This is a genomic window from Sphingopyxis sp. P1IMeth2, assembly GCF_900185685.1.
In the GTDB taxonomy this organism is placed as follows: Bacteria; Pseudomonadota; Alphaproteobacteria; order Sphingomonadales; family Sphingomonadaceae; genus Sphingopyxis; species Sphingopyxis terrae_A.
This window is the reverse complement of record NZ_FYAT01000012.1, coordinates 810940-834752: the sequence shown is the minus strand read 5'-3', so window position 1 is coordinate 834752 and position 23813 is coordinate 810940. Positions and strand designations below refer to the sequence as shown.

Here is a 23813-nt window from a genome sequence, read left to right as displayed (position 1 = left end):
CGTCACATCACGTCTCTTCGAGCGAGGTGGATAATGGCCGTGATCAACACCGCCGCACCCACGGTAGCGCCAAAGGTCAGCGCAAAACCCGCTCGCTCCGGATCGCCACCGATCGCGTTGAGAGGAATTTGCCAGGGCGAATAGATTCCGATCTTTGCCGAGGGCGCGACCACGGCGAAGAATGTCCCTGCGATACCCACAACGATTGTAGGGACGAAGCTGGCGAAACGCAGCGCAACCCATAGCTGGATGGCTGCGAGTAGCAGCGAGGCGGCGAGCAATCTGACGCTGACCAAAGCGACGTCATGGACCGCCAGAATGCCCGATGGCGCTGCACGCGGATCGATCATCGTTCCCGCGTTGAGCGCGGCCCATACCATCGTCGGCACAGCAGCAGTCATGAAGGCGAGAATGACAAGGAGGCAGATTGCCTTGGCCGCATAATGCACCCAGCGGGCTGTCGGCAAAGCGCGCAAATGGTCCCACATCCGCACCGAATGCTCCATATTGGCCATTAATGCCGACAAGGCGGCGAGCGCCATGGGCAGCATGAAATAGGCCCAGATCGACGCCGCCCCGCTCATCCACATCATCCAGTCGGTGGGCTGCTTGGTTCGCAGCTGGTTGGCGAGACTGAAGACCGCGATCAGAGCCGGTGCAGCGAAAATGAGCACCATCGCTAGCGTACGGGAGAGCTTAGCAAACTCGCCAATCGTAGCGGTCAACAATGCCCTAGTCGTTGTCGGCATCATATACTCCCGGCTGATACGCACCGGTCCGCTGCCGGTAGAAGGCCTCAAGGCTGGCCGGTTGCTGCGCCAAGGCAAACACACCAACTCTCTGGGAAACCAGATCGGCATTCAGCCTAGCGAGCAGGCGTTCCGGTGGCTGGCCTGCGGCTGGCGGCATTCTGAAGATATTCGGCTGACGGGATACGGCCTCAAATCCGTGGCTGGCGATGATATGCGCAGCCCCCGGTTCATCTTCAGTCCTGATCACACACGTTGCGGGCGCGCTGTTCTGCAAGTCTGAAAGCGCTCCTTGTGCCACCATATGACCTCCGCTCAGGATCCCGAGATGGGTCGCAATCTGCTCGACTTCGGCGAGGAGATGGCTCGACAGGAAAATAGTGGCGCCAGTCTCGCCGGGCAGGCGCCCGAGAAACCGGCGCATATCGATAATGCCGTCCGGATCGAGGCCGTTGGTAGGCTCATCCAAAACCAGCAAAGCCGGGCCGCCAATCAGAGCACGGGCAATCCCGAGACGCTGGCGCATCCCCAGCGAATATTCCCGCACGCGCCGACCCGCGTGTGCTTCCATTTCGACAATCCGCAGTACCCTCGTGACTTCGCTATCCTTGTGGCCAAGCAAGCGAGTTGTCAGCAGCAGGTTCTGGCGTCCGGAAATGTTGGGATAGAACGACCCGGCTTCGAGTATGGCACCAATCTGTGCTGCCGCGCTCCGCCGATCTGCCTGCGCATGAATGCCGTTGACGGTAATCGTCCCTGAGTCTGGCCTAAGCAGGCCCAGGATCATGCGGATCGTGGTGGTCTTTCCCGAACCGTTGGGTCCAAGGAAACCGTAGATCGCGCCCTGCGGCACGGTCAGTTCAAGCTCGTCGACGGCAATTCGAGAGCCGAACCTGCGCGTTAGTTGGCGCGTTTCGAGCGCTAAGACTGTCATCAGCTCAACTTGCCGACGTGAATTAGACCAGTCAATATATTTTTAAAGCGTGTCGCCGTGATTGATCAGATTAGGGCTTCACCGTCCGAACCATTGCTACGCGCCGCTTTAAGCAGTCGACCGAGCTCGGCTGCCGTTTGTTCGATGGGTCTGCGGCTGCATTCAACCCGCGCCATCACAAGACTTCCCTGAATGGCATTGGTGCATACCAGCGCCAGTGCTTCGGCACGCTTGGCATCAAACCCCTCATCAATGAGGCTGGCGCGTAAGACGCGGAGGCGAGCTTCGAACGCATGACGTCCGGCATTGGTGACAGCCCGGTCGTCCGGAGCAAGTTCGAGCAAAACAGTGGTTATCGGGCAGCCATCACAGAAACCAGATTTTTCCATCCAGCCACTCAACAGCGCAGCATGTTCCAGCAGCAATTCTGCGGTGGACGAGGTCCGCGCTGCGACTGCTTCTATGGTCTCCACGACACGGCGACCAGCCTCTTCAACCGCAGCCACAGCGATCGAAGGCTTGCCCTCGGGAAAGTAGTGGTACATCGACCCCTTTGGGGAGCCGCTGGCTTCGACCAGATCGTTAAGCCCGGTAGCGGCATAGCCCCGCTGGCGGAATAGCGTGACGGCCGCGTCGATAATCGGTTGGCGATGCTTTGCCTTTGCGGCCATTCCATTTTCTCCGGATAGCTATCGGATTGGCTGACAAGCGTGACCAGCAAATGCCGTAAGGTCAAGTCCACATACTATCGAAAAATATATTGACTGGTCTAATTGATGCGCGCACTCTGCTGCCGTTGCAGGAGTACGCCTATGGATAACGCACTAAGCTATGTTCTCGATCAGAACCTTGCCACCATCACGATCGATGATGGCAAGGTGAACGTGATGACGGCGGCCCTGCTGACCGAATTCTGCCATATGGTTGAGCGCGCCCGAGACGACGAGGCGATGATCCTGCTCAGATCCGGCCGTGAAAAGGTCTTTTCTGCCGGGTTCGACGTAAAACCGCTCGCGAGCGGTGACCGCGAGGCGAGTCGTGCGCTGTTAGAGACTGGGGTCCAAGCAATTCTCTCCCTGCTGGAACATCCGTTTCCGGTAATCGGCCTATGTGCTGGCCATGCCTATCCGATGGGGGCGTTCCCGCTGCTTGCATCAGACTTCAGGATCGGCGTCACCGGCGACTACCTCGTCGGCATGAATGAGGTTGCAATCGGCATTCCCGTGCCGGATTTCGCTCTGCGGCTTGCCGAATATCGCCTCACGCCGTCCCATTTCCACTGGTCAGCCGCGCTGGGACAGATGCTGTCTCCAGAAAGCGCGCTTGATGCCGGATTCTTCGATCTTCTGATGGAGCCCGACGGTGTTGACGCCCTTCTTGAACAGTCCATCGCCCAGCTCGGCACGATCGACATGGCCGCCCACGCATCGACCAAGCGCCGGATGCGCTCAGGCGTCGTCGAGGCGATCAGAACAGCTGCCCGCGAACGGCTCATGCCGACCGTGTAACTATGTCCGGAGCCGCTATCGCGGGGCGCTGCTGCAGTCCTTCGGGTCGCGGCGGCTCCGGACACCAGACAATGGCATTTGGAGTGATTATGAATCTGTCGGCAAAAGACCAGACCGCGCACGCGCAGGCGTTGGCATTCTATCACGCTATGCGCGCGCAGCCACCCGTCAAGCTGGCGCTCCGAGCCGAAGATGAAGCGGCGCTGGAACGATCCCGCCCGATCCGTTTCGGGCCGGGTGGTTCGCTTAGCGCACGTCTGTTCGGGCACGAAGGCGGCCCGCTGATAGCATTGATGCATGGCTGGGGAGGGCAGGGTACCCAGCTTTACCGGATGGCAATGCACCTCGCGATCGCGGGCTATCAAGCCTTGGTCATGGATTTCGGCAATCATGGCGAGGCCGCCCCGGCGGAGCTGGGGTTCGACCGCTTTATGATTGATGCCCGCGCCCTTGCCGATCACCTTGGCGCAATGCCCGCCGCCTGGGTCGCGCACTCAGCGGCGGCGCTAGCTATGCTTTCCGCCCGCAGGACGCATGGCTTGTCGGGGAAGGCATTCATCACCATTGCCGCACCTTTTACTCCCTACGTTCCGCTCAACAGGTTTCGCGCAATGGGGGCGGGTGAGGATGCCGTCGACGCGGTCAAACCGATGCTGGCGCAGGAGTTCGCCTGTGAATGGGATGCGCTCGAAGCTGGGCTGGCGTGGCAGCGCGATGAGACAGCAAGATTGCTGGCGATCTACGATAGGGACGACACGATGGTTCAGGCCAGCGATGCCGAGCGGATCGCAGCCGTATGGCCCGACTGCAGGATCATCAGGACAGGCGGCTATGGCCACAACCGGGTTCTCGGGGCGGGCGAAGTCATGGCGGCTACCCTTGACTTCCTCGACCAGACCCTCGCGGAGGACTCTGTCGGAGGCGAAGCTCAGCCGATCATCCTGTCATGAGACCGGCGCGCGCTGGCTCCGCGCTCGGGCGAGTGGGACTACCGATGCCATTGTGACCGGATGGGTGAGCATTTCACGGCCATTATCGGCGATCCGCAGCAGCGTTCGCTGCAGTCGATATCGGTGACCTCGAGCACCGCCGGCTCAACGACGCGCAGCCCGCCAGCATAGGCGATCGACAGCGCAGCTAGGGGCTTGAGGGAGCGCGTCGCATCGAGCAGCTGTCATACCTCGGCTATGATCAAAACCAAGAGGTAATTGCGAACCATCTTGGACGAGATTGCGCGCGAGGTCGAGGCGGTCGAGGGCGTTGATGAAGAATTGCCGCGCGCCGAGACGCCCGCCCGTTGCTTTTCGATCTGGAGCTGCCAAATATCTTCAGCGCTCGCGGCATGGGGCGAGTGCCCGTGCCAGGTTGCAAACCGTCCGACGCCGCGAAAATAGTTGCGCTGCGTCTCCTTCGAGAAGCTCCGCTTGGTCATTTCGTCGATCAGATGCTGGCCCAGCGGGCTGATCGGGCCAATCGGGATACGCTCTTTCATCGTTCGCCTCCTCAGTCGAAGGGATAGGGAAGGTCGGCCGACGGCAGCCTGCGTTCAATCAGATGCAGCCCTTGCTGGGCTGCTTTACATCGTCGTTGACTCCTATCCTACGCCGTTCGCGCAGCGGCAAAAAATTCCACAATTGACGAGATCCAGTTCGCGTCATTTCGATAGTCGGCAGCCACGCTCTTTGAGCGTCGGGTCCTCATTGCGCTTCACAGCTCAGCCCTTGAGCATCGCCAATCTGGTTTCAAGATCGACAATCCTTCTGTCGCGCTCGGCCAGCAGGGCCTCCACTTCGTCGGCCTCAAACTTGCGCGGGATGTGCTGCGGACAGTTGGGATCCCATGCCGCGATTTTGAACAGCAGGACACGTTCGGGAACGGCGGCGTAATCGGCAGGCATGACCGTTTCGATCAGTGCGGCGTCACCTTCAACCATCCACGCGTCGCCCCAAATCTTGATCCGGCGGCGATTGGCATAGTCCATCAGGAATATGAAGGCCTTACTACTCTCGGCGAGGTTGCCCTGAGAGATGAACTGGCGATTGCCTCGGAAATCAGCCATTGCAAGGGTTCGGTCGTCGAGAGGCTTCAAGAATCCCCGCGGACCGCCGCGGTGCTGGATGTAAGGCTGGCCGTCCGCGTTCACAGTTGCGATGTAGAAGCTGTTGCGCTGCGCGATGAACTCGGCAAGCTGCGGCGTTATCCGGTCGTTCCAGCCGCCACGCGCTTCCATTTTTGCATAGGATTCGCGCGAGCCGTTCTTGGCCTGAAATTCCTTCACTTTCGCCGTGAAGGCGATGTCGCTGTTCGGGCGTGCGGTATCCATATGGTTTTGCTCCTGTGAGTGGTCCGGCGCCCGCCGCGGGATATCCCATGGTGGGCGCCGGGCAATTTGTCAGAAAGTCACAAGGCCATAGCCCTGGTCGAGATAGGTCGACACATCGAGGATGCCCGGTGTGCCGGGGATGGCTTTTTCATAATCCAGTTTCAGCCCGGTCTTTCGCGCATCCTCGGTAGCCCCGAACACGTCGGCGCAGCCGCCGCAAACTCCGGCGATCAGGCCGCTCACCGCACCATAAAGCGCGTGCCCCGGATGGTCGGGCTTGACCAGTTCGGCGGGCCAGCGCGTCCCCGCGCCCTGGAAGATGATCGCAACCTCTTGCTGCTTCTCCTTGAGCTCATATGCGAGGAAAAGCGCATTGAAGAGGCGGCCGAGCGCCTCGTCGGCCCCGCTCTTGGGGTCAGCGTAGATGATAATGGCGGTCTTGGTCATGCAAACTCCTATCGAGAGATATTTACCGAACGATCGGTAAATAAGCCGCTAGAGACTGGACAGGGACTCGTCAAGATATTAAACCGATCATTCGGTAAATATGAGAAATGTGAGCTATGGCACGTAGAGCGCTGGTCGAAGGTGATGAATTGCTGGCGCGGCTGGGCACGACTTTTCGAGACGTCGGGTATGAAGGAGCGTCGCTTGCGCTCCTGTCGAAATCGACCGGCTTGAAGAAGGCGAGCCTCTATCATCGCTTTCCGCGAGGCAAGGAAGAGATGGGCGCCGAGGTACTTGCCGAAGCCGGGCGTTGGCTTAGCGAACATATCATCGTCCCCCTAGGCGGGCCAGGGTCGCCGCGCGAGCGCCTTGAGTCCATGACGAGACAACTCGACCAATTTTATGATGCCGGCCGAAAATCCTGTCTCCTCAACATGCTCTCGGCACCCATCGGCACGAGCGGGACGTTCGGCAGCGCAATCCGCGCACTGTTCGAGGCATTTATCGACGCATTGGCCAAAGTGGCCTTAGAAGCAGGTGCTGAGAAGCATGAGGCCCGGCTGAGGGCCGAACGGGTGGTGGCATTGATCCAGGGAAGTCTCGTTCTTGCGCGCGGCCTTGGGACGGCGGCGCCGTTTCGCCGGCTGATCACAGACCTCGCCGATGACTTGCTGGACACCGCAGAGCCCGAAACCTAACGTCCAAGATTCGGGTCACGGCACAGATCTTCAACCGCCCTTGGGCGACAGGTGCTTTTTCACACAGAGCACTCATCTGGCGCGGCCGAACGGATTATGCTCCGATCCGTGCGGGCTGCGGATCCAGCTCCCCGCCGGATAGATTTTATGCTCGTCCTCAAAAATATCCTCAAGGACCAGCATTTCCTCGCCGCCCCAGTGACGATGCGTGCGAATCCTGGTCCTGGACGTCAGGCGACTACAGTTCGAGCTGGGAAAGGCTTGGGTACCCGATCGGACGAGCGCCCGACGGCCAGTGGAAAAGCCGGTCGGATTCGCGGATCGGTAAATCATTGATGCTGGCGATGCGGCGCCGCATCAGCCCGTCGGCGCCAAATTCCCAGTTCTCATTACCATAGGAACGGAACCAGGTGCCCGTCGCGTCGTGCCATTCATAGGCGAAGCGCACCGCAATGCGGTCCGCTTCGAACGCCCAGATCTCCTTAATCAAGCGATAGTCCAGTTCGCGCGCCCATTTGCGGCGCAGGAAGGCGATGATCGCCTCGCGTCCGCGGAGGAACTCCGAGCGGTTGCGCCATACGCTGTCCTGCGAATAGGCCAGTGCGATCCGTTCGGGGTTCTGACCGTTCCATGCGTCCTCGGCCGCCCGAACTTTCGCGATTGCGCTCTCACGCGTGAACTGGAAAGCAGTCGTCTCGGTCATGATCATCGTCTTCGTTGGGCGGGCGGCGGCCCCGATCGGGGCGCCGCCCGTCCGGGGGTGGCTCAGTGGGCGGCGGCAGCTTGAATTGCGGCGACCGTCGTATCGGTGTCGGCGACATGGCTGGCGATCATGCGGAAATTGGTGAGCGCGGCGGCGTAACCGTCGAGACCCGGAAGCTGCGCCGCCGCAGTGGCGTCGGACACCACCATGACCTCGAAGCCCTGCTCGACAAGCTCACGCATATGCGATTCGGTGCACAGATTGGCCGACATGCCGGCGAGAATGACCTTGCTGATGCCGCGCTTGCGAAGCTGGAGAACCAGATCGTTGGTCTCAGGCCCGAAAACCTTGTGCGGACTGGTGACCACCGTATGCCCGTCTTCGATGTAGGGCTTGTACTGGGCCAGCCAATCGGCGCCCGATCCTTCGAAAGCCGTAGTGACAAGCGGCCCCTTGCGGTCGAACATCCCGATCTTGTGCATCAAGGCCTCAAGCGCGCCCTCGAAGCGCCAGCCATGGTCGTGCGGATAATAATAATGCGGGGAGACGAACACCGGCACGCCGCTGGCCTTGGACGCGGCGAACAAGCGGTCGATGTGGCCTATCGTTCCGTTCGCTTCGACATTTTTGCCGACGACGCCCCAGGCTACACCCGAGGGACTTAGAAAATCGTTCTGGGGGTCGGTGACGACCAGCGCCGTCGCGCCGGCGACAATGGTGAATCCCGGATCGGGCAGCCCGTCTGCGTAGGCGGGCACAGTCGCGGGCAGCGCGGCGGTTAGCGCTGCGGCTCCGATCAGAAATGCGTGCCCGAGTCGTCGCGGAATGCGAGAGATCATTTGGAAAAATCCTTTCAAAGCTTGGCATTGCACCAGCGAACAGGTACAGGGTTTACCGATCGGTACATACTAACTGTACCGATCGGTAAACCCTGTCAAGCGATGACTTGGGGGTGGACTGGTTGCGAAGACGCAACGCCTTGTATGGGCGAACAAAAAAGTACGGCGCCCGGTGCGGCCTGTGAACGGAGCGAATGGGATGCGACCGACGAAACGCGACGAACTGGTCGAAAAAGCGACAGATGCCTTCTACCGCCACGGCTTCCAGGCGACGGGAATGGACCGCCTCGTCGCCGAAACCGGCGTCTCGAAGACGTCGATCTACAAGCATTTCCGGACCAAGGAGGATCTGATTGTCGCGACGCTACGGTTGCGCGACGCCCATATTCGCGGCTGGCTATTCCGGCGGATCGAGGAGCTGGCTTCCGATCCACGCGATCAGCTGGTCGCGATCTTCGACGCGTTGGACGAATGGTTCCACGAACCCGGTTTCCAGGGCTGCATGTTCGCCAAAGCGAGTTCGGAATATCAGGACGTCAAACACCCGATCAATCGCGAGGCAAGCGATCATGTCGTGCGCCTTTCCGATCATTTTTCGGCGATTGCGGCGCGCGCTGGTTTGCGCGACCCCGACGCGATCGGACGGCAACTCGCCTTGCTCAAGGAGGGGGCGGTCGCACTGGCGACAATGGTCCACGACCGACAACCCGCGCGCGAAGCAAAGGCAATCGCAATCCAGCTTCTCGCCGCAGCCGCGACGGAAAGTTCCGACTAGCGAGCGGCGAGATCGTCCAGAAATTCGCGAATTCGCTTCGCATTGACGCCGAAGTCGCTGATCCCGACCCGGCTCACCGACCGCATGTCCACGATGCTTCGCGTGCCGTCGGCGCTTGGCCGGACGCGCACGACCACATCGTCCTTGAATCGGATATATGAGGTGCTGGCGGTCGCTTCGAGCGCGCCGGCCGTGACATCAAAGCGCGCGATGTCCCAGCCGCGTGCGGCCGCGAGCTTGCGGGCATCAGACAAGACATCGCCAGCGGGACGCGGGATCGTGACCGGCTGGATGTCGGGATAGCCGGCGGCGTGGATGCGGCGCCATGCCGCGAGGCTGCCTGTCCCGGCGAGATTGTCGGGGCGCAGCGGCAAGCTCCGGAACTGCGGCGGCTCCGCGAGATCGGTCGTTACATCGTGGATCGGCGGGACATCGCGTGCCACGAGGGGCCGCGAGGCGATAAACAGAACGAAGGGCAGCGAAAGCAACAGGGCCGCAGAGGCGGCGCGGCGACTTGCTGACGGCTGTCGCCATCCCAACAGCAACGCGGCAAGCGCCGCAACGGCGGCCGCGAGCGCGAGCGCGGCGCCGGCGAGCAGCGAGAGAAAGCCGGGCATTTTCGCAATCAGATCGTAGCGCGCCAGCGTCAGACCGGTCGCGGCGATGAGCAGCGATGCGGCGGCAAGCGCCAGCGAAAACCGGCCGATCCGATTCGCCCATTTCGATCTCGCCACGGTCCATTCCTCCCCGAATTGCGGCCTCGCGCCGTCAACGCCGATTTCCATGCCAGCCCTGGCGCCTCGACGCCAATTAAATGACGGGTGATTGTAACCGGCGCCGTCCCGGGGGCGAATAGGATATCAGCATGTGCCGGGAGCAGCCTGCGTGCGAACGGCCAAACTGACTGCCGCCCGTAGGTTCCAAATGGGTCATTCGAAGCCCTCGCATCCGGCAGCCGTCACCCCCAGGGGAGCCCTGGGTCGCCGCGGATGCTGGCAGACATTTGCAGCGTAGCCGGTCCCATCCCCCCTGCCGGTCGCCGCGCCCCGCGACGTCTCCCGTCCCCCGTCCGGGATATGACTGCCAGCATCCAAGCCGCGCGACCCGCGCTTGGGGTGCCGGCAAGAATCTTTGGCCTCCCGTGTAAGATATCGCTGTGCGCCGCGACCAAGGCATGTGACGAGGAAATGAAGGCAAGGGGCGGCAAGTGGAATGACAATAAGGATAGTCCTCGCAGGTGGCGGTCATGCCCATCTTGCGGTGCTCGCCGACTGGATCGGTGCGCCGCCCGAGGGCACCGAGCGCTGGCTCGTGACGTCGCATCGCCAGACGGCTTATTCGGGCATGCTCCCCGGCTGGATCGCCGGGGATTACCCAGCAGAGGCGCTGACGATCGATCTTGAACCGCTCGCGCGGCTGGCCGGTGCGCGGCTGGTGATCGCCGACGTCGTCGGTCTCGATCGCGAACGGCATCTCCTCGAGCTTTCGACCGGAGTGCGCCTCGGCTTCGATCTGCTGTCGCTTGCCACCGGCGGCGAAAGCGATGTTTCGCATCTGGCGGCGCTTGGTGATCGCCTGCTGCCGGTCCGTCCCGTCCTGCCTTTCATGGCCCGTTGGGAAGCCTTTGTGGCGGGACGACAAGGGCGCACGCTGACGCGCGTCGCGGTGGTTGGCGGCGGCGCCGCGGGGGTCGAACTTGCGCTCGCCGCCGAACGGTCGCTGCGCCGCCAGATCGGCGGAACGACCAAAGTGATATTGGTTGCGCCGCGCGACGCTTTGCTTGCCGGCCACAGCGAGACGGTCCGCCGCCGGGCAGGCGACGTCCTTCGCGCTCGCGGTATTGTTTTCCACGAGGGACATGCGGCAGGCGCGCCCGACGGCCTGAGGCTGCCCGACGGGACGATGCTGGCTTGCGACGCGGTGATCGCGGCGACCGGAAGCCGCCCCCCCGACTGGATCGCCGATACCGGTCTCGCGGTGCGCGAGGGCGGATTTGTTGCGGTCGGTTCGGACCTTCGGAGCGTGTCGCACCCCGACATCTTCGCGGCGGGCGACATTGTTTCGCGAAGTGACCGCCGCGTCGAGCGCTCGGGGGTCCATGCGGTGAAGGCCGGTCCGGTGATCGCCGCCAATTTGAAAGCGGCGCTCGCCGGTACGCCGATGCAAGACTATATCCCGCGGCGTCGAACGCTTTACCTGCTGGCGACCGGCGACAGGCGCGCCATCCTGTCATGGGGAAAACTGACCGCCGGGGGACATCTGGTCTGGCGGCTCAAGGATTGGATCGACCGCCGCTTCGTCGAGCGCTACGCCGGGTTCGGGCAGTTTCGCTCATGAAGGGGGTGGCGGCTTTGCTTCAACATATGATCACGCGCCCCGTGATCGCCAATGCCCTGCGCGTGTCCGCCGTCGTCGGCACCATCCTCAATGCCATCAACCAGGGCTCTGCGATCTGGACTGGCGTCGGCATCGATTGGCCGCGTCTTGCGCTCAACTATGCGGTGCCGTTCCTCGTCGCCAGTTACAGTGCGGCGCGCGTTTGCCAGGCGATGGAGGGCTGAATGAGGCGCCCGCCGCAACCGCGTCCATCGTCACCGCCGATCGATCCGGCGTTTGTGGCGCGCGTGCGCGGCGACCTGCTTCGCTTCGCGCGTCTCCAGCTCGGCGGCGACGACGAGGCCGAGGATGCCGTACAGGAAGCACTCGCCGCGGCGCTGCGCAACGGTGATCAATTTCGCGGCGAGGCGGCGCTCAAGACCTGGGTGATCGCGATTCTGAAGAACAAGATCGCCGACCTCTTGCGCCAGCGCCGACGCCGGCCGCTCGGGGCAAGCGAGATGGCGTCCGAGGAGGAAGGCGGCACGCTTCCGGCGCTGTTCGACGAGCGCGGCATGTGGCGCGAAGCAGCGCGTCCCGCGGCATGGGAAGATCCCGAGGCCGGGCTGCACAGCGACCAGTTCCTCGCCATCTTCGACGCCTGCCTCAATCGCCTGCCCGCCCAGCAGGGGCAGGTTTTCTTGATGCGCGAGGTGGTCGAACTTGCCACCGACGAAATTTGCGACGAGCTCGGGCTCACCAGCGGGAATATCCATGTCATCCTGCACCGCGCGCGGCTCGCGCTGCGCGCCTGTCTGCAGCATCACTGGTTTGCGGAGGCAGTGCGATGATACTCAATTGCCACGATACGACATTCCTGATGTCGCAGCGCCGCGAGCGCGATCTCAGCTTTTCGGAGCGCATGAAGCTGCGGCTGCACGCGGGCATGTGCCGCCACTGCGCCAATTTCGAACGGCAGCTCCCGCTCCTTGGCGAGGCCGCGAAGCGCCTCGCGGCGAAAGAGGATGATCATGGCGTGTAAGTTTTTGCTGAGCCCCGCGACCAATCTCGCCAAAGGCCTCCCGCCGGAAGGAAGATCATGAACAAGCGTTTCGTCCTGCTGCTGTTGCTCGCGCTGGCGCTTGCCGCATGGGTGCACTTCGACCTCGGCGACTGGCTGACGCTCGAAGCCCTGAAATCGCAGCAGTCGGCGATCGACGGCTATTTTCGCGCCAACCCGCTGCTCGTGGCGGGGCTATTCTTTCTTGTTTATGTCGTGCTGACAGCACTTTCGGTCCCCGGCGCGGCGATATTGACGCTCGCCGCAGGGGCGATCTTCGGTCTCTACTGGGGGACGCTGATCGTCTCCGTTGCCTCGACGATCGGCGCGACGTTCGCGTTCCTCGCCTCGCGCTATCTGTTCCGCGACGCCGTCCAGGCCCGCTTCGGCGACCGGCTACGGCGCGTCAATGAGGGCATCGCCCGTGACGGCGCCTTCTATCTGTTCTCGCTGCGGCTCGTGCCGGTCTTTCCTTTCTTCGCGGTCAATCTGCTGATGGGGCTGACGCCGATCCGCACTTTTACCTATTTCTGGGTCAGCCAGCTCGGCATGTTCCTCGGGACCATCATCTATGTGAATGCAGGCACCCAGCTCGCGCGCATCGATGCGCTGTCCGACATTGCCTCGCCGGGCCTGCTCGCCTCCTTCGCCGCGCTCGGCCTGCTGCCCTGGATCGGCAAGTGGATCATGGCGACGATCAAGCGTCGCCGCGTCTACGCGCGCTTCAACCGCCCTCGCCGCTTCGATCGCAATCTCGTCGTGATCGGCGCCGGCGCGGCGGGACTGGTATCCTCCTATATCGCGGCGACGGTGAAGGCGAAGGTGACGCTCGTCGAGGCGTCAAAAATGGGCGGCGATTGCCTTAACTATGGCTGCGTGCCGTCGAAGGCGCTGATCAAGTCGGCGCGCATTGCCGAGCAGATGCGGCATGCGGACCGTTACGGACTTGTGTCGGCGTCGCCGCAGATCCGTTTCCGCTCGGTGATGAAGCGCATCCACGACATCATCGCAGCGATCGAGCCGCACGACAGCGTGGAGCGCTATACCGAGCTTGGGGTCGACGTGGTGCAAGGCTATGCCCGGATCGTCGATCCCTGGACGGTCGAAATCGCGCGCAATGACGGCAAAATCCAGCGGCTCACGACGCGGGCGATCGTCATCGCAGCTGGGGCGGAGCCGGTCGTCCCCGATCTGCCTGGGCTTGCCGACTCAGGGTATCTGACCAGCGATACGCTGTGGGAGGAATTTGCTGCGCGCGACACCATGCCGCAGCGGATCATCATCCTGGGCGGCGGGCCAATCGGCTCGGAACTCTCGCAGGCTTTCGCGAGGCTCGGTGCCGACGTCTCGCAAGTCGAACGTGGCGCTCGCCTGCTGCCGCGCGAGGACGAGGAGGTGTCCGAGCTGGCGCGCGATGCGCTCGAAGGCGCCGGCGTCGAGGTCCTGACCGGGCATGAGGCGCTGCGCGTCGAAGGGACCGAGAGCGATCGGCACCTGATCGTTCGCCATGCCGGCGGCGAACGCGCGATCGCATTCGACGCGCTGATCGTCGCGGTCGGGCGCAAGGCACGATTGTCGGGCTATGGGCTTGAGGATCTCGTCATCGAAACGCAGCGCACCGTAGTCACCGACGAATATCTCGCGACCGTTTATCCCAATATCTATGCCGCGGGCGACGTCGCCGGGCCCTATCAATTCACGCACAGCGCGGCGCACCAGGCCTGGTACGCCAGCGTCAACGCGCTGTTCGGCCAGTTCCGGCGCTTCAAGGCCGATTATCGCGTCATCCCGTGGACGACCTTCATCGACCCCGAAGTCGCTCGCGTCGGGCTCAGCGAGGCCGAGGCGATCGAAAAGGGCGTTGCGGTCGAAGTCACGCGCTATCCGCTCCACGAACTCGACCGTGCGATCGCGGACTCGGCGACCACGGGCTTCGTCAAGGTCCTGACCCCGCCGGGCAAGGACCGGATCCTCGGGGTCACGATCGTCGGGGAACATGCCGGCGAACTGCTCGCCGAATATGTGCTCGCCATGAAGCATGGTCTGGGCCTCGGAAAGATTCTCGGGACTATCCACACCTATCCGACGATGGCCGAAGCGAACAAATATGCCGCGGGCGAGTGGAAGCGGGCGCATGCGCCTGAGCGCCTCCTCAAGCTGGTCGGGCGCTATCACGACTGGCGGCGTGGATGAGGCCTGACGGGAAATTGTCGCAGCGGTGTAACCGTGCGGGAAAAGGCTTCGAACCTGCAAAGATGCGCGGCCTGTTTTTCCCTTTGCTGATCCTGCTTGCGGGCATGACCGCTACCGTGACGGCCGCAAGCGGTTTTGATGCGGTATCCAGCGCGCGATGCTGTGAAACCGACTGCCCTCTGCCTGACGGCTGTGAGCAAGCCTCGATGGCGTGCAAGCGCGCCTGTTCGGCCGCGGTTCTCTCCGCAAACCCACAACCGGACGCGCCGGCGCCACTCGCCTTCACCGAGCGCCATGTGGCGCTTCGCTTGAACTCCTGGACGCGAAATCCACCCGTTCCCCCGCCGCGCGGCTTCGCGATATCCGACTTCAACAAATCGATATCAGGAGAATTGAAATGAAATTTGCTGCAAAACTTCTCGCCGCTACGGCGCTGCTGTCTTCGGGGACCGCTCACGCGGCGGCTCCCGCGACCGTTGTCCAGGCTTGCTGCGCGCTTGCCGCGTGCTGCGGTTTGCCGTGCTGCTAAGACGCTAGGCGGGCGGGAGCCGGCTATCCGGCCCCCGCCCAAGCGCGCGAAGGCGCGCGCTCAGTTCTGAAAAGAAGGACGACCGATGAAAGCCCAATCGCTGCTCTTGCTCCGGATCGGAACCGGATTGCTGCTCGTAGTGTGGGGCATGATCCGCCTCGCCAGCCCCGACAAAGGCGCGGGCGTCAGCGTCAAATATTATGCCGGGCTCGGCGCCAGCGATACGATCCAGCTCGTCTGGGGCGCGATCCTGCTCGTTGTCGGATTGCTCACGATTCTCGGGCTGTTCCGCCGGTTCGCCTATACAGCGCAGGCGGTCATTCTGGTGACGGGGGCGCTCTCGATATGGAAATATCTGCTCGACCCCCTCGGTCTCTGGCTCCTCGATCGTGACAGCAGCCAGGTCCTTTTCTTTCCCTCCCTCGCGGTCGCCGGCGCGACCCTCGTGCTGCTCGCTTTTCGCGACGAAGACCGGATTGCGCTCGATCGCATGCTGGCGCGGCGCGGCTAGCGGGCGCGTTCGAGCATCGCCACAATCTCGTCCTTGCGCGTCGCGGCGCTTGCCGCGACGCGCAGCGAGCCTTTGTAGATGTGGAGCATGCCATAGCGCTTTGCGCCGATCCGTTTCCAATCGGCATCGGCCGTCTTTTCGCTGATGCGCAAGAAGAGGGTGTCGCGGTACCGTTCGCGCTGCAGCAGCCCCGACAGGACGGGGCCGCGCACGCGGCATGGCAAGCACCAGGGCGCATAGGTTTCGACGACGATGGTTCGTCCTTTGCGTTGCGCCTCGGTGAATCGGACCGCGTCGAAGGCCGTGGGGCTTGCGGAAGCCGCGCTCACGGCGCCCGGGGTTGCGGCGAGCAGAATTCCAAGCGCGGGCCAGATGGGCGACATATACGCATCTCCTTCGTCATCAATACGCCCGGGGCCGCGCGCCGGTTACAGGACGTCGCCCAAATCGGCGTTGCAGCGACTGTAAGTAATGGCGCCGCACGGCGACCAAGAGGCGACCAATCAGAAAAATGCGCAACGGCGCCTTGTCCATGGAGTGAAACTTGACCCTCTTCCCGCGTCTCTCGGCCGGTGCAATCGCATCGGTCCTTGCAATCGGCCTTGCGCTGCCCGCCGCCGCACAGCAGGCCGGCATCCAGATTGCCGTGGTCGCCGACGACGGGCGCCCATTGGCGGATATCGACGTCCTGGTCGAGAACCCGGGCATCGGCTTGCGCCGCATTGTGCGAAGCGACGCACAGGGACTGGCGCGGATCGAAGGACTGACCACCGCCGGCGAATATCGCGTGTCGGCGCTGGCAAGCGAGCGCTTTGAGTCAGCGGAGCCCGCGCGACTTTCGTTACGTGCCAATTTTTCGAGCAGCGTGACGTTGCGGCTTGCTCCCGCCGGGACCGCGATCGTCGTCACCGGCAAGCGCGGCATCACCGCACTCAACAGCGTCAACGCCGAGGTGTCGGCATCGCTCGGCGAAGAGGAGCTTGCCGCGCTGCCGATCGAGGGGCGCGACGTGCTCGGCGCCGTCGTCCGGCTGCCGGGGGTCGTCCCGTCGACCGGCTTCTTCCCCGAAGCGCCGTCGATCTCGATCAACGGATCGAACGGCCTCGACACCAATTATCTGATCGACGGCCTCGACAATAACGAGAATTTCCTCGGCGGGATCAAATTCCCGGTGCCGCTCGGCTTCACGCGCGAAGTGACCGTGCTCGCGAACAGCTATTCGGCGGCCTATGGCCGCACCGCCAACGGCATCGTCAACTATACGACACCATCGGGCACCAATAATTATCATGGCGAAGCCTATGCGCTGGTACGGCCGGGGCGTCCGTTCGATGCCCGCTCGCCCTTTCCGCGCCGCGACCTTTCGGGCAACGCGGTCGGTGAAAGCTTCGAGCGTTATCAGGCCGGTGCGAGCCTTGGCGGACCGATCGCGCGCGACCGTACCTTTTTTTACGCCAATTTCGAATATACGCGCGATCGCAATGTCCAGATCGTCGATGCTCCGGCGCTCGGCACCGTCGCCAATGTGACCGGCAACAATCAATTCTACCTCGGTTCGTTGCGTCTCGATCACCGCATGACCGACGACTGGACGGCCGGGCTGCGCGCCAATGTCGGCCGCGTTACAATCGATCGCCCCGGGGGGGCGCTCGGCGGCGGCAATGTCACCTTTCCGTCGGCGGGGTCGGACCAGGACCGCTTCTCGACCCTGGTCGCGGCGACCGCGAGCTATTCGGGCGATGTCTGGAGCTATGACGGCGCGCTCCAGTTCAGCCGCTTCCGCTGGAATTACGGCAAGCCGAAGGGTCCCGCGGGACCGCAGGTCACCATCCGCGACCCGAGCGGACTCACGGTCGGCGTCGTCGGCCACCCGGGTTTTGTCTTCGACGATGTCGAGGAGAGCTGGCAGACGTCGCACCGCTTGCAGCGGCGGCTCGGCAACCATCGCTTGCGCTTCGGCGCGGACCTCATCCATTCCGATTTTTCGCTGCTCGGGGGCGGCAATCCCGACGGCAACTACACCGTCGACCTCACAGCTGCACAGCTTGCCGGGCTTGCAGCGGGTGGAAAGGGGCTCGCGCTTTCGGCGGACGATGTTCTCGCGCTCGATCCCGCGGTCGCCAATTATTCGGTCGAGCTCAGACCGCAGTCTTTCGGCACCGGTCAGACCCAAATCACCTTCTATGTCGAGGATGAGTGGCAATTGTCGCCGCGCCTCACCGCCACCCTTGGCGTGCGCTGGGACTATGACAGCCTGACCGCCAAGGGCAGCGGCGGCGGCGATTATGACAATGTCGCGCCGCGCTTTGCGCTGAACTACCGGCCCGATGCGCGCTCGACATTGCGCTTCGGCGCGGGCGTCTTCACCGGCAAGCTCTCCTATGCCGTGATTTCGGACGCGCTCCAGCGCAATACAACCTCGGCGGGCTTCCTGACCCAGCTGGAGTCACTACAGGCGCATGGCTTGATTCCGGCGGGTACCAATCTGTCCGCGTTGACCTTCGACGGCAATCTTGGCGTGTCGCCGCCCTGTGCGATCGTCACGGCCTGCCCGACCCCGGCAGAGGTTCAGGGGTTGCGCGGAACCGCGATCCTTGGCGAAGCGCGCATCCTCAGCCCGACCGGTTATCGCAGCCCGTGGAGTCTCCAGCTGAGCGGCGGCTATCAATATCAGGCGAACGACATGCTGACCCTGAGCGCCGATGTCATCTATAGCCGCACGCACAATCTCGCCCGGCTCCGCGACCTCAACGCGCCCGCGCCCTTCACGCCAAGTCTCGCCAATCTGACCGACGCAAATATCGCGTTGCTGCGGGCGCAGGCTGACAATGCGGCGCGGTTCGCGCTCGCGGAGGCGCTCGGTCTTGTTCGCTCGCAGGCGACCGCCGACGCGACGCGGCCGGTGGCGCTCGTGCCCGGTGGCGCGCGCCAGATCACCGTATCGGAAACGGCGGGCGAGTCTGAATATAAGGCATTGATCCTGCAGCTCGCCAAGGCTCGCGGCAGCGATGCTTACGCGTTCCGCTTATCTTATACCTTGTCGAAGCTCAGCAACGATACCGACGACATCAACTTCCGGGCCTCCAATTCGAATGACTTCTCGGCCGAATGGGGACCGTCGGCAAACGACCGCCGCCACGTCATCTCGGCAGTTGGCTATCTCTATCCGGTTGAGGGTCTGACATTGAGCATCGCCGGCCTTTTCCAATCCGGCCAGCCGGTGAACCTCGTCCCCGACGCGCGGATCTTCGGGACGCAGGATCTCAACGGCGACGGCGCCTCGTTCGGCGAGAATTTCGTCGGCAACTCGGACCGTTATCCCGGCGCCGCGCGCAATTCGGCGCGCTTGCCTTGGTCGGCGACGGTCGATGTCGGGGTGCGCTATACGGTTCCGGCCTTCGACGGCCGGATCGAACTTAGCGCCGATGTTTTCAACCTCTTCAACGCCAATAATGAATCGGGCTTTGCGAATGCCGCGACAACGTCCAATCAGGTGCAGTTCGGAGGCGGGGCACCCTTCGTACAGCGCAATGCCGGGTCGCCGCGCCAGTTGCAGTTCGGCGCGGCATGGAAATTCTAGGGGAGGAATAGGCGGATGGCGTGGCTCGCAAACCTTCAAGGACTTGTCGGCCTGACGGCGATCCTGCTGGTCGCCTGGCTCCTCTCCGAGGATCGCCGCGCCCGGCCCGGTTGGCGCTGGATCGGCGGCGCGCTGCTGCTCCAGCTCGCCATCGCCTTCGCGGTGACCCGCATCCCCTTCGTCTGGACCCTTGTCGGTTTTGCCAATGGCGCGGTGGCGGCCATCGAGAAGGCGACGCTTGTCGGATCGAGTTATATGTTCGGTTATACCGGCGGCGCCCCGATTCCCTTCCTGCTCAAGCCCGGCGCCGAGCCGCCGGTCGTCATCGCCTTCCAGATCCTGCCGCTGATCATCGTCTTTTCGGCGATCTCGGCGTTGCTCTGGCACTGGGGCGTGCTGCGCGCGCTGGTTCGCGGACTGTCATGGGCGCTGCGCAAGTCGCTTGGGGTCAGCGGGGTCGTCGGCCTTGGCGGCGGCGCCACCATCTTCCTCGGCGTCGTCGAATCGCCGCTTGTGCTGCGCGCCTGGTTCGATCGGATGAGCCGCGCCGAACTATTCATGATCATGGTGATGATCATGGCGACGATCTCGGGCGCGATCCTCATCCTCTATGCGACAACCCTGGCGAAGACGGTGCCGAATGCGGTCGGCCACATGATCGTCGCCTCCCTCATTTCGCTTCCCGCCGCGGTGCTGGTCGCCCGGATCATGGTGCCGGGCGACGGATCGCTGGGCGCCGATGCCGCCGAGCCCGACCTTGCCTATGAGAGCAGCATGGATGCGGTCATCCGCGGCACCATGGAGGGCGTGCAGCTCGTCCTCGCGGTGATCGGTATCATTATCGTCGTCTTCGCGCTCGTCAATCTCGCCGACCAGCTGCTCGCGCTGCTGCCGCCGGCTAATGGGGCACCGCTGACGCTCCAGCGCCTGTTCGGCTGGCTGTTTGCGCCCGTGATGTGGGCGATCGGCGTTCCCTGGGACCAGGCGCCCGCTGCGGGCGGGCTGATGGGGACCAAGGCGGTCCTCAACGAATATGTGGCCTATCTCGGCCTTGCCGCCATGCCCGCGGGAACGCTCGATCCGCGCAGCCTGCTGATCACAACCTACGCGCTGAGCGGGGTCGCCAATCTCGCGAGCGTCGGCCTCCTGGTCTCGACCGTCGCGACACTGGCGCCGGCGCGCCGCCGCGATGTTGCCGAGCTCGGGATGAAAAGCTGGGTCGCAGGCAATATGGCATCGGCGATGACCGGGGCGGTCATCGGCCTCGTGACCTGGGCGTAAAGCGATGTTCGATGCCCGTCTTCGTCCCCTGATCAATCCGCCGTTGAATGCGGCGGGACGCCGGCTCGCCGCCTGGGGGATTGGCGCCGATGCGGTGACCCTTGCCGGTATGTTCGCGGGACTCGCGGCCGCGGCTGCCATCGCCGACGGCCTATACGCGACAGGGCTCGCGCTTATTCTCCTCAATCGCCTGCTCGACGGGCTCGATGGCGCGGTCGCGCGCGCGACAGGGTTGACTGATTTCGGCGGCTATCTCGATATCGTCGCCGATTTCGTCTTCTATGTCGCGGTCCCGGTAGGGTTTGCGGTGGCGACGCCGCACAACAGCTTCGCTGCCTTGCTGCTGGTCGGGTCTTTCGCGCTCACCGGTACAAGCTTTCTTGCCTATGCGACGCTCGCCGCGAAACGCGGCGTCGAGACTGCGGCGCATGGCCGTAAGAGTTTTTTCTACAGCACCGGCCTCGCTGAGGGGGCGGAGACGATCGCCTGCTTCGTGCTGATGTGCCTGATGCCCCAGCATTTTCTCCCGATCGCCGCAATTTACGCCGCGCTTTGCCTGATCACTGTCGTTCAGCGATCGGTGACCGCCTGGCGCATGTTTCGTTAGGAAAATAGCATGTCCATATTTCCCTCGCTCCCGGACGACGCCCAGCTCGCCGAGGTGTTCCGTCGATTCGCCAAGGGCGTTCCGGCGCTCCTTGCCTATCATGACGATATTTTGCGCGACCGCTCGCCGCTGACGGTCGCGACCCGCGAACTGATCGCGGCCTATGTGTCGGGACTCAACGCGTGTACCTATTGCCATGGCTCGCACGTGCTCGCCGCCGAAGCTTTCGGCATCGACCCGGCATTGTTCGAAAGCCTGCTGCACGATGTCGAGGCCGCCGCGATCGATCCGGCGCTCAAGCCGCTCCTCGCCTTTGTCGCCAAGCTCACCCGCGAGCCTGCCAAGATCGGAGCTCGCGACGCAGCAGCGGTTTATGCTGCGGGCTGGAGCGAGGATGCGTTGTTTGCAGCGATCAGCGTCTGCGCGCTGTTCAATTTCATGAACCGCATCGTCGAGGGCGCGGGCGTCCGTATCGACCCGCTCGCCGAGGGCAAGGCCGAGCGCGCGGCGCGCGTGGCGCGACTGGCGCAGGGCGAAATCGCGTCCGGCGCCCATGCGGCGGAACGCAGCTATTCATTACTGGCCGAGAAATGGGGGCTGGAGTCGGGGCCGGCATAGCACGCCGCGCCGGTGCGCTGCACTCGCCGCCGGTCTTATTGCAAACGGCGGGGCGCGGCGGGCCGCGCCCACAACAGCCCAAGCACGGCGGCGGCAGCAACCATGACGATCACCGCGGCATTGACGCCCGCGATTGTCAATTCACTGCCATCGCTGTGTCGCATCGAACCGCCATAGGTCGGGCCAAGCACAAAGGCGGCGAGAAAGCCCAGCACTACGATCAGCCCCAGCGCCGCTGCACTGCGAATGTCGGCGCGCCGCCAGGCGAGCCACAGGCAGACGAGGGCAATCATGCTGTTGGTGCCGAGCTGCCAGACTTCATGCAGGCGCGCATGGCCGGGCCACATGGGGTTGAAGACATGGGTGGCGTTGATTTCGAGCAACGGCACGACAACGCCGAAAGTTGCGACCGACAGGCTGAGCGCGATCTTCTTTAGCATGGAATATCCTCTCTTCGGTCGGGTTTATTTGCACGCGGGTCGGCTTTTGATGCGCCGAAACGCCCGCACCGGACTGGTCGGCGAGACATTTCGCCAAGAACCCCCACCGCCGCTGAATGCGACCCGGCGGCGATGGGGTTCCGCCGGCGTTACGGCTCGTTCGCACGGCTTTGGGGGCTGTTTGCGAACGGGCCGATGCCGGAAGGCAGACGACCCGACTCAGGCGGGCGGCGTCCAGGCGCGGCCCGCGAAGGCGGGGTCGACTTCGGTGTGGAAGATGTGATTGCTGTAGTTTGAGATGATCTTCGCGCTCAGCGCGAGGATGATGCCGAGGATGTGGGTTTCCTCATATCCCGCAGCGAGAAACGCCTCGGCTTCGGGCGGCGACGGATTGCCGCGGCTTTCGGTCATCGTGGCGGCAAAACGGCGAAGTGTCTCGAGCTTTGCGTCGGCGATCGGCTGATCGGCGCGGATTGCGTCGGTCACCTCGGTCGGCACCTTCGACATGGCGTCGGCGACAAAGCTGTGTGCGGCGACGCAATAATGGCACTCGTTGACGCGGCTGATCGCCAGCAGCACGACTTCCTGCTCGACGGGGGTAAACCCGCCTTCGCTGCGGAACTTGCCGTAGGCGAAATTATAGCTTTCGAGCAAAGCGGGAAGATTCGCCATCGCGGCGTACATGTTAGGCACCATGCCCATGGCTTTTTGCGCGCTTTGGAGGGGGCCGCTCACGGCGGGATCGGCATCGTCGGCGCGCCGCAGCGGCAGCGTGGTTCGGAATGTCTCGGTCATTTATGGTCCTTTCTCGGAACGATGTCAGGCTGCTGCTGGCGTTGCGGCCATCGCGCGCAGCTCGTCGGCCGTGACGGGGGTGCCGCCGACGCCCCAGGCGCCGGGCTGGATGTCGGCGATCGTCACCCAGGTGACGCCGCGCAGGCCTTCGCCTTCGACGGCCACCACTGCGTCGGTCACGCGGCGGATGAGATCCTGCTTCTGGTCGAGCGTCAGATAGTCGCCAACACCGGTAATCTGGACGAGGGGCATGCGTTTTTCCTTTCAGTTTGTATGGAACAATCGTTCCATATTGGGCAAAAAAAGGGGCTTAGCTAAGCGATCGAAGGACGCCGTCGCGAACAGCGTCGAGATATTTTTGCTCGGGGCGGCTGCGGATCATTACGAGCAGGCCGAGCAAGGACGCGAGCGCCTGATGCGCGAGCAGCGCCGCGTCGCGGTCGAGGTCGAACGCGCCGCTCGCCTGGCCCTTGCGGATCATGGCGAGGAAAAAGGCTTCGATCTCGTCCTGCGCCGCATTGACCAATTCGGCGATTTCCGCGTCATGCGCGGCGAGTTCGAGCGCGGTGTTGATGAGAAAGCAGCCCCAATTGTTGCCAGGGACCGCGGTCTGAGCGATGAACTTATCAAATAGGGCACCGATAGCCTCGGCGGGCGCGTGGACACGCGCGAGCTCCTGCAGCGTCTGGCCGCGGATCTCGCCGTCATATTTCCGGAGTGCGGCGAGGAACAGCTCTCGCTTGTCGCCATAGGTCGCATAGAGGCTCGCCCGGTTGACGCCCGTCGCAGTAACGAGATCCTGCATCGAGGTCGCCTCATAGCCGCGCGTCCAGAACGCGTACATCGCACGGGTCAGTGTCTCGCCTACATCGAATCGCTTTTCCCAGGGCATGGGTGCGCAATAGAT

At 63.3% G+C, this 23813-nt stretch carries 30 protein-coding genes; 15 read left to right on the top strand and 15 right to left on the bottom strand.

Annotated features, from left to right (window positions below; all coding sequences use genetic code 11):
- Positions 1-2 precede the first annotated feature (2 nt).
- The 3 genes from P1IM2_RS11000 to P1IM2_RS10990 form a co-directional block, all read right to left on the bottom strand.
- Positions 3-752, bottom strand: a complete 750-nt coding sequence (locus P1IM2_RS11000; RefSeq protein WP_222103022.1) for an ABC transporter permease — start codon at positions 750-752, stop codon at positions 3-5.
- Positions 733-1683 carry an ABC transporter ATP-binding protein gene (locus P1IM2_RS10995; RefSeq protein WP_186402458.1) on the bottom strand — a complete coding sequence of 317 codons (951 nt, stop codon included), beginning with the start codon at positions 1681-1683 and terminating at the stop codon, positions 733-735. The genes P1IM2_RS11000 and P1IM2_RS10995 overlap by 20 nt, the downstream gene beginning before the upstream one ends.
- 65 nt (positions 1684-1748) lie before the next feature.
- Entirely contained in the window at positions 1749-2354 is a 606-nt protein-coding gene (locus P1IM2_RS10990; RefSeq protein ID WP_186402457.1) for a TetR/AcrR family transcriptional regulator, read from the bottom strand.
- Positions 2355-2495: 141 nt separating this feature from the next.
- Between P1IM2_RS10990 and P1IM2_RS10985 the strand changes: the two genes are divergently transcribed.
- Together P1IM2_RS10985 and P1IM2_RS10980 are read left to right on the top strand one after the other, a co-directional pair.
- A complete protein-coding gene (locus tag P1IM2_RS10985) occupies positions 2496-3191 on the top strand; it encodes a crotonase/enoyl-CoA hydratase family protein (RefSeq protein WP_186402456.1) in 696 nt (231 codons plus the stop codon).
- Positions 3192-3280: 89 nt separating this feature from the next.
- Positions 3281-4141 (top strand): alpha/beta fold hydrolase, encoded by an 861-nt coding sequence (locus tag P1IM2_RS10980; protein ID WP_186402455.1) that lies wholly within the window; start codon positions 3281-3283, stop codon positions 4139-4141.
- A gap of 224 nt (positions 4142-4365) precedes the next feature.
- On the opposite strand, the gene P1IM2_RS10975 is transcribed toward P1IM2_RS10980, so the two are convergent.
- The 3 genes from P1IM2_RS10975 to P1IM2_RS10965 form a co-directional block, all read right to left on the bottom strand.
- Positions 4366-4683, bottom strand: a complete 318-nt coding sequence (locus tag P1IM2_RS10975; protein WP_186402454.1) for a hypothetical protein — start codon at positions 4681-4683, stop codon at positions 4366-4368.
- 222 nt (positions 4684-4905) lie between these two features.
- Positions 4906-5514, bottom strand: coding sequence for a pyridoxamine 5'-phosphate oxidase family protein (locus P1IM2_RS10970; protein WP_186402453.1), 609 nt, complete (start codon positions 5512-5514; stop codon positions 4906-4908).
- Positions 5515-5583: 69 nt separating this feature from the next.
- On the bottom strand, positions 5584-5961 hold the full coding sequence (locus P1IM2_RS10965) for a DsrE family protein (protein WP_186402452.1): 378 nt from the start codon (positions 5959-5961) through the stop codon (positions 5584-5586).
- Positions 5962-6077: 116 nt separating this feature from the next.
- Here P1IM2_RS10965 and P1IM2_RS10960 point away from each other — a divergent pair, with 116 nt between their 5' ends.
- Positions 6078-6659, top strand: a complete 582-nt coding sequence (locus P1IM2_RS10960; protein WP_186402451.1) for a TetR/AcrR family transcriptional regulator — start codon at positions 6078-6080, stop codon at positions 6657-6659.
- 72 nt (positions 6660-6731) lie between these two features.
- Here P1IM2_RS10960 and P1IM2_RS10955 read toward each other — a convergent pair whose 3' ends face one another.
- The 3 genes from P1IM2_RS10955 to P1IM2_RS10945 form a co-directional block, all read right to left on the bottom strand.
- Positions 6732-6992 (bottom strand): cupin domain-containing protein, encoded by a 261-nt coding sequence (locus P1IM2_RS10955; RefSeq protein ID WP_186402450.1) that lies wholly within the window; start codon positions 6990-6992, stop codon positions 6732-6734.
- A complete protein-coding gene (locus P1IM2_RS10950) occupies positions 6898-7362 on the bottom strand; it encodes a nuclear transport factor 2 family protein (RefSeq protein ID WP_186402449.1) in 465 nt (154 codons plus the stop codon). The genes P1IM2_RS10955 and P1IM2_RS10950 overlap by 95 nt, the downstream gene beginning before the upstream one ends.
- Positions 7363-7424: 62 nt before the next feature.
- Entirely contained in the window at positions 7425-8201 is a 777-nt protein-coding gene (locus P1IM2_RS10945; protein WP_186402448.1) for a cysteine hydrolase, read from the bottom strand.
- A gap of 199 nt (positions 8202-8400) precedes the next feature.
- Here P1IM2_RS10945 and P1IM2_RS10940 point away from each other — a divergent pair, with 199 nt between their 5' ends.
- Positions 8401-8976 carry a TetR/AcrR family transcriptional regulator gene (locus P1IM2_RS10940; RefSeq protein WP_186402447.1) on the top strand — a complete coding sequence of 192 codons (576 nt, stop codon included), beginning with the start codon at positions 8401-8403 and terminating at the stop codon, positions 8974-8976.
- Here the strand turns inward: P1IM2_RS10940 and P1IM2_RS10935 are convergent.
- A complete protein-coding gene (locus P1IM2_RS10935; protein WP_260833976.1) occupies positions 8973-9710 on the bottom strand; it encodes a DUF1499 domain-containing protein in 738 nt (245 codons plus the stop codon). The two genes, P1IM2_RS10940 and P1IM2_RS10935, sit on opposite strands and share 4 nt — an antisense overlap.
- A 478-nt stretch (positions 9711-10188) precedes the next feature.
- Between P1IM2_RS10935 and P1IM2_RS10930 the strand changes: the two genes are divergently transcribed.
- From P1IM2_RS10930 to P1IM2_RS10900, 7 genes are all read left to right on the top strand, one after another.
- A complete protein-coding gene (locus P1IM2_RS10930) occupies positions 10189-11313 on the top strand; it encodes an FAD-dependent oxidoreductase (RefSeq protein ID WP_186402445.1) in 1125 nt (374 codons plus the stop codon).
- Between the two features lie 26 nt (positions 11314-11339).
- Entirely contained in the window at positions 11340-11537 is a 198-nt protein-coding gene (gene nrtS / locus P1IM2_RS10925) for a nitrate/nitrite transporter NrtS (protein ID WP_200878446.1), read from the top strand.
- Positions 11538-12143 carry a sigma-70 family RNA polymerase sigma factor gene (locus P1IM2_RS10920; RefSeq protein WP_186402444.1) on the top strand — a complete coding sequence of 202 codons (606 nt, stop codon included), beginning with the start codon at positions 11538-11540 and terminating at the stop codon, positions 12141-12143.
- Between the two features lie 29 nt (positions 12144-12172).
- Positions 12173-12334, top strand: a complete 162-nt coding sequence (locus tag P1IM2_RS10915; RefSeq protein ID WP_260833975.1) for a zf-HC2 domain-containing protein — start codon at positions 12173-12175, stop codon at positions 12332-12334.
- A 57-nt stretch (positions 12335-12391) separates the two neighbouring features.
- On the top strand, positions 12392-14545 hold the full coding sequence (locus P1IM2_RS10910; RefSeq protein ID WP_186402442.1) for an FAD-dependent oxidoreductase: 2154 nt from the start codon (positions 12392-12394) through the stop codon (positions 14543-14545).
- A 62-nt stretch (positions 14546-14607) separates the two neighbouring features.
- Positions 14608-14946 carry a hypothetical protein gene (locus P1IM2_RS10905; RefSeq protein ID WP_186402441.1) on the top strand — a complete coding sequence of 113 codons (339 nt, stop codon included), beginning with the start codon at positions 14608-14610 and terminating at the stop codon, positions 14944-14946.
- A 213-nt stretch (positions 14947-15159) separates the two neighbouring features.
- Positions 15160-15585 (top strand): hypothetical protein, encoded by a 426-nt coding sequence (locus P1IM2_RS10900; RefSeq protein WP_037515557.1) that lies wholly within the window; start codon positions 15160-15162, stop codon positions 15583-15585.
- On the opposite strand, the gene P1IM2_RS10895 is transcribed toward P1IM2_RS10900, so the two are convergent.
- Positions 15582-15968 carry a thioredoxin family protein gene (locus P1IM2_RS10895; RefSeq protein WP_186402440.1) on the bottom strand — a complete coding sequence of 129 codons (387 nt, stop codon included), beginning with the start codon at positions 15966-15968 and terminating at the stop codon, positions 15582-15584. The two genes, P1IM2_RS10900 and P1IM2_RS10895, sit on opposite strands and share 4 nt — an antisense overlap.
- A 161-nt stretch (positions 15969-16129) precedes the next feature.
- On the opposite strand from P1IM2_RS10895, the gene P1IM2_RS10890 reads away from it, so the two are divergent.
- The 4 genes from P1IM2_RS10890 to P1IM2_RS10875 are packed head-to-tail and all read left to right on the top strand — an operon-like array spanning position 16130 to position 21671.
- Positions 16130-19165 carry a TonB-dependent receptor gene (locus P1IM2_RS10890; protein WP_186402439.1) on the top strand — a complete coding sequence of 1012 codons (3036 nt, stop codon included), beginning with the start codon at positions 16130-16132 and terminating at the stop codon, positions 19163-19165.
- 15 nt (positions 19166-19180) lie between these two features.
- Positions 19181-20446, top strand: coding sequence for a NupC/NupG family nucleoside CNT transporter (locus P1IM2_RS10885; protein WP_186402438.1), 1266 nt, complete (start codon positions 19181-19183; stop codon positions 20444-20446).
- 4 nt (positions 20447-20450) lie between these two features.
- Entirely contained in the window at positions 20451-21053 is a 603-nt protein-coding gene (locus P1IM2_RS10880; RefSeq protein ID WP_186402437.1) for a CDP-alcohol phosphatidyltransferase family protein, read from the top strand.
- A 9-nt stretch (positions 21054-21062) separates the two neighbouring features.
- Positions 21063-21671 (top strand): carboxymuconolactone decarboxylase family protein, encoded by a 609-nt coding sequence (locus P1IM2_RS10875; RefSeq protein ID WP_186402436.1) that lies wholly within the window; start codon positions 21063-21065, stop codon positions 21669-21671.
- 35 nt (positions 21672-21706) lie between these two features.
- On the opposite strand, the gene P1IM2_RS10870 is transcribed toward P1IM2_RS10875, so the two are convergent.
- The 4 genes from P1IM2_RS10870 to P1IM2_RS10855 all read right to left on the bottom strand — a co-directional run bounded on the left by P1IM2_RS10870 (position 21707) and on the right by P1IM2_RS10855 (position 23798).
- The gene (locus tag P1IM2_RS10870; protein WP_186402435.1) at positions 21707-22111 is read right to left on the bottom strand and encodes a hypothetical protein; all 405 of its coding nucleotides are present in this window, start codon (positions 22109-22111) and stop codon (positions 21707-21709) included.
- Positions 22112-22330: 219 nt separating this feature from the next.
- Positions 22331-22906 (bottom strand): carboxymuconolactone decarboxylase family protein, encoded by a 576-nt coding sequence (locus P1IM2_RS10865; RefSeq protein ID WP_186402434.1) that lies wholly within the window; start codon positions 22904-22906, stop codon positions 22331-22333.
- 24 nt (positions 22907-22930) lie between these two features.
- Positions 22931-23158, bottom strand: a complete 228-nt coding sequence (locus P1IM2_RS10860; RefSeq protein WP_186402433.1) for a tautomerase family protein — start codon at positions 23156-23158, stop codon at positions 22931-22933.
- Positions 23159-23216: 58 nt separating this feature from the next.
- Positions 23217-23798: a TetR/AcrR family transcriptional regulator gene (locus tag P1IM2_RS10855; protein ID WP_186402432.1), complete on the bottom strand. Its 582-nt coding sequence runs from the start codon at positions 23796-23798 to the stop codon at positions 23217-23219.
- Positions 23799-23813: the final 15 nt, after the last annotated feature.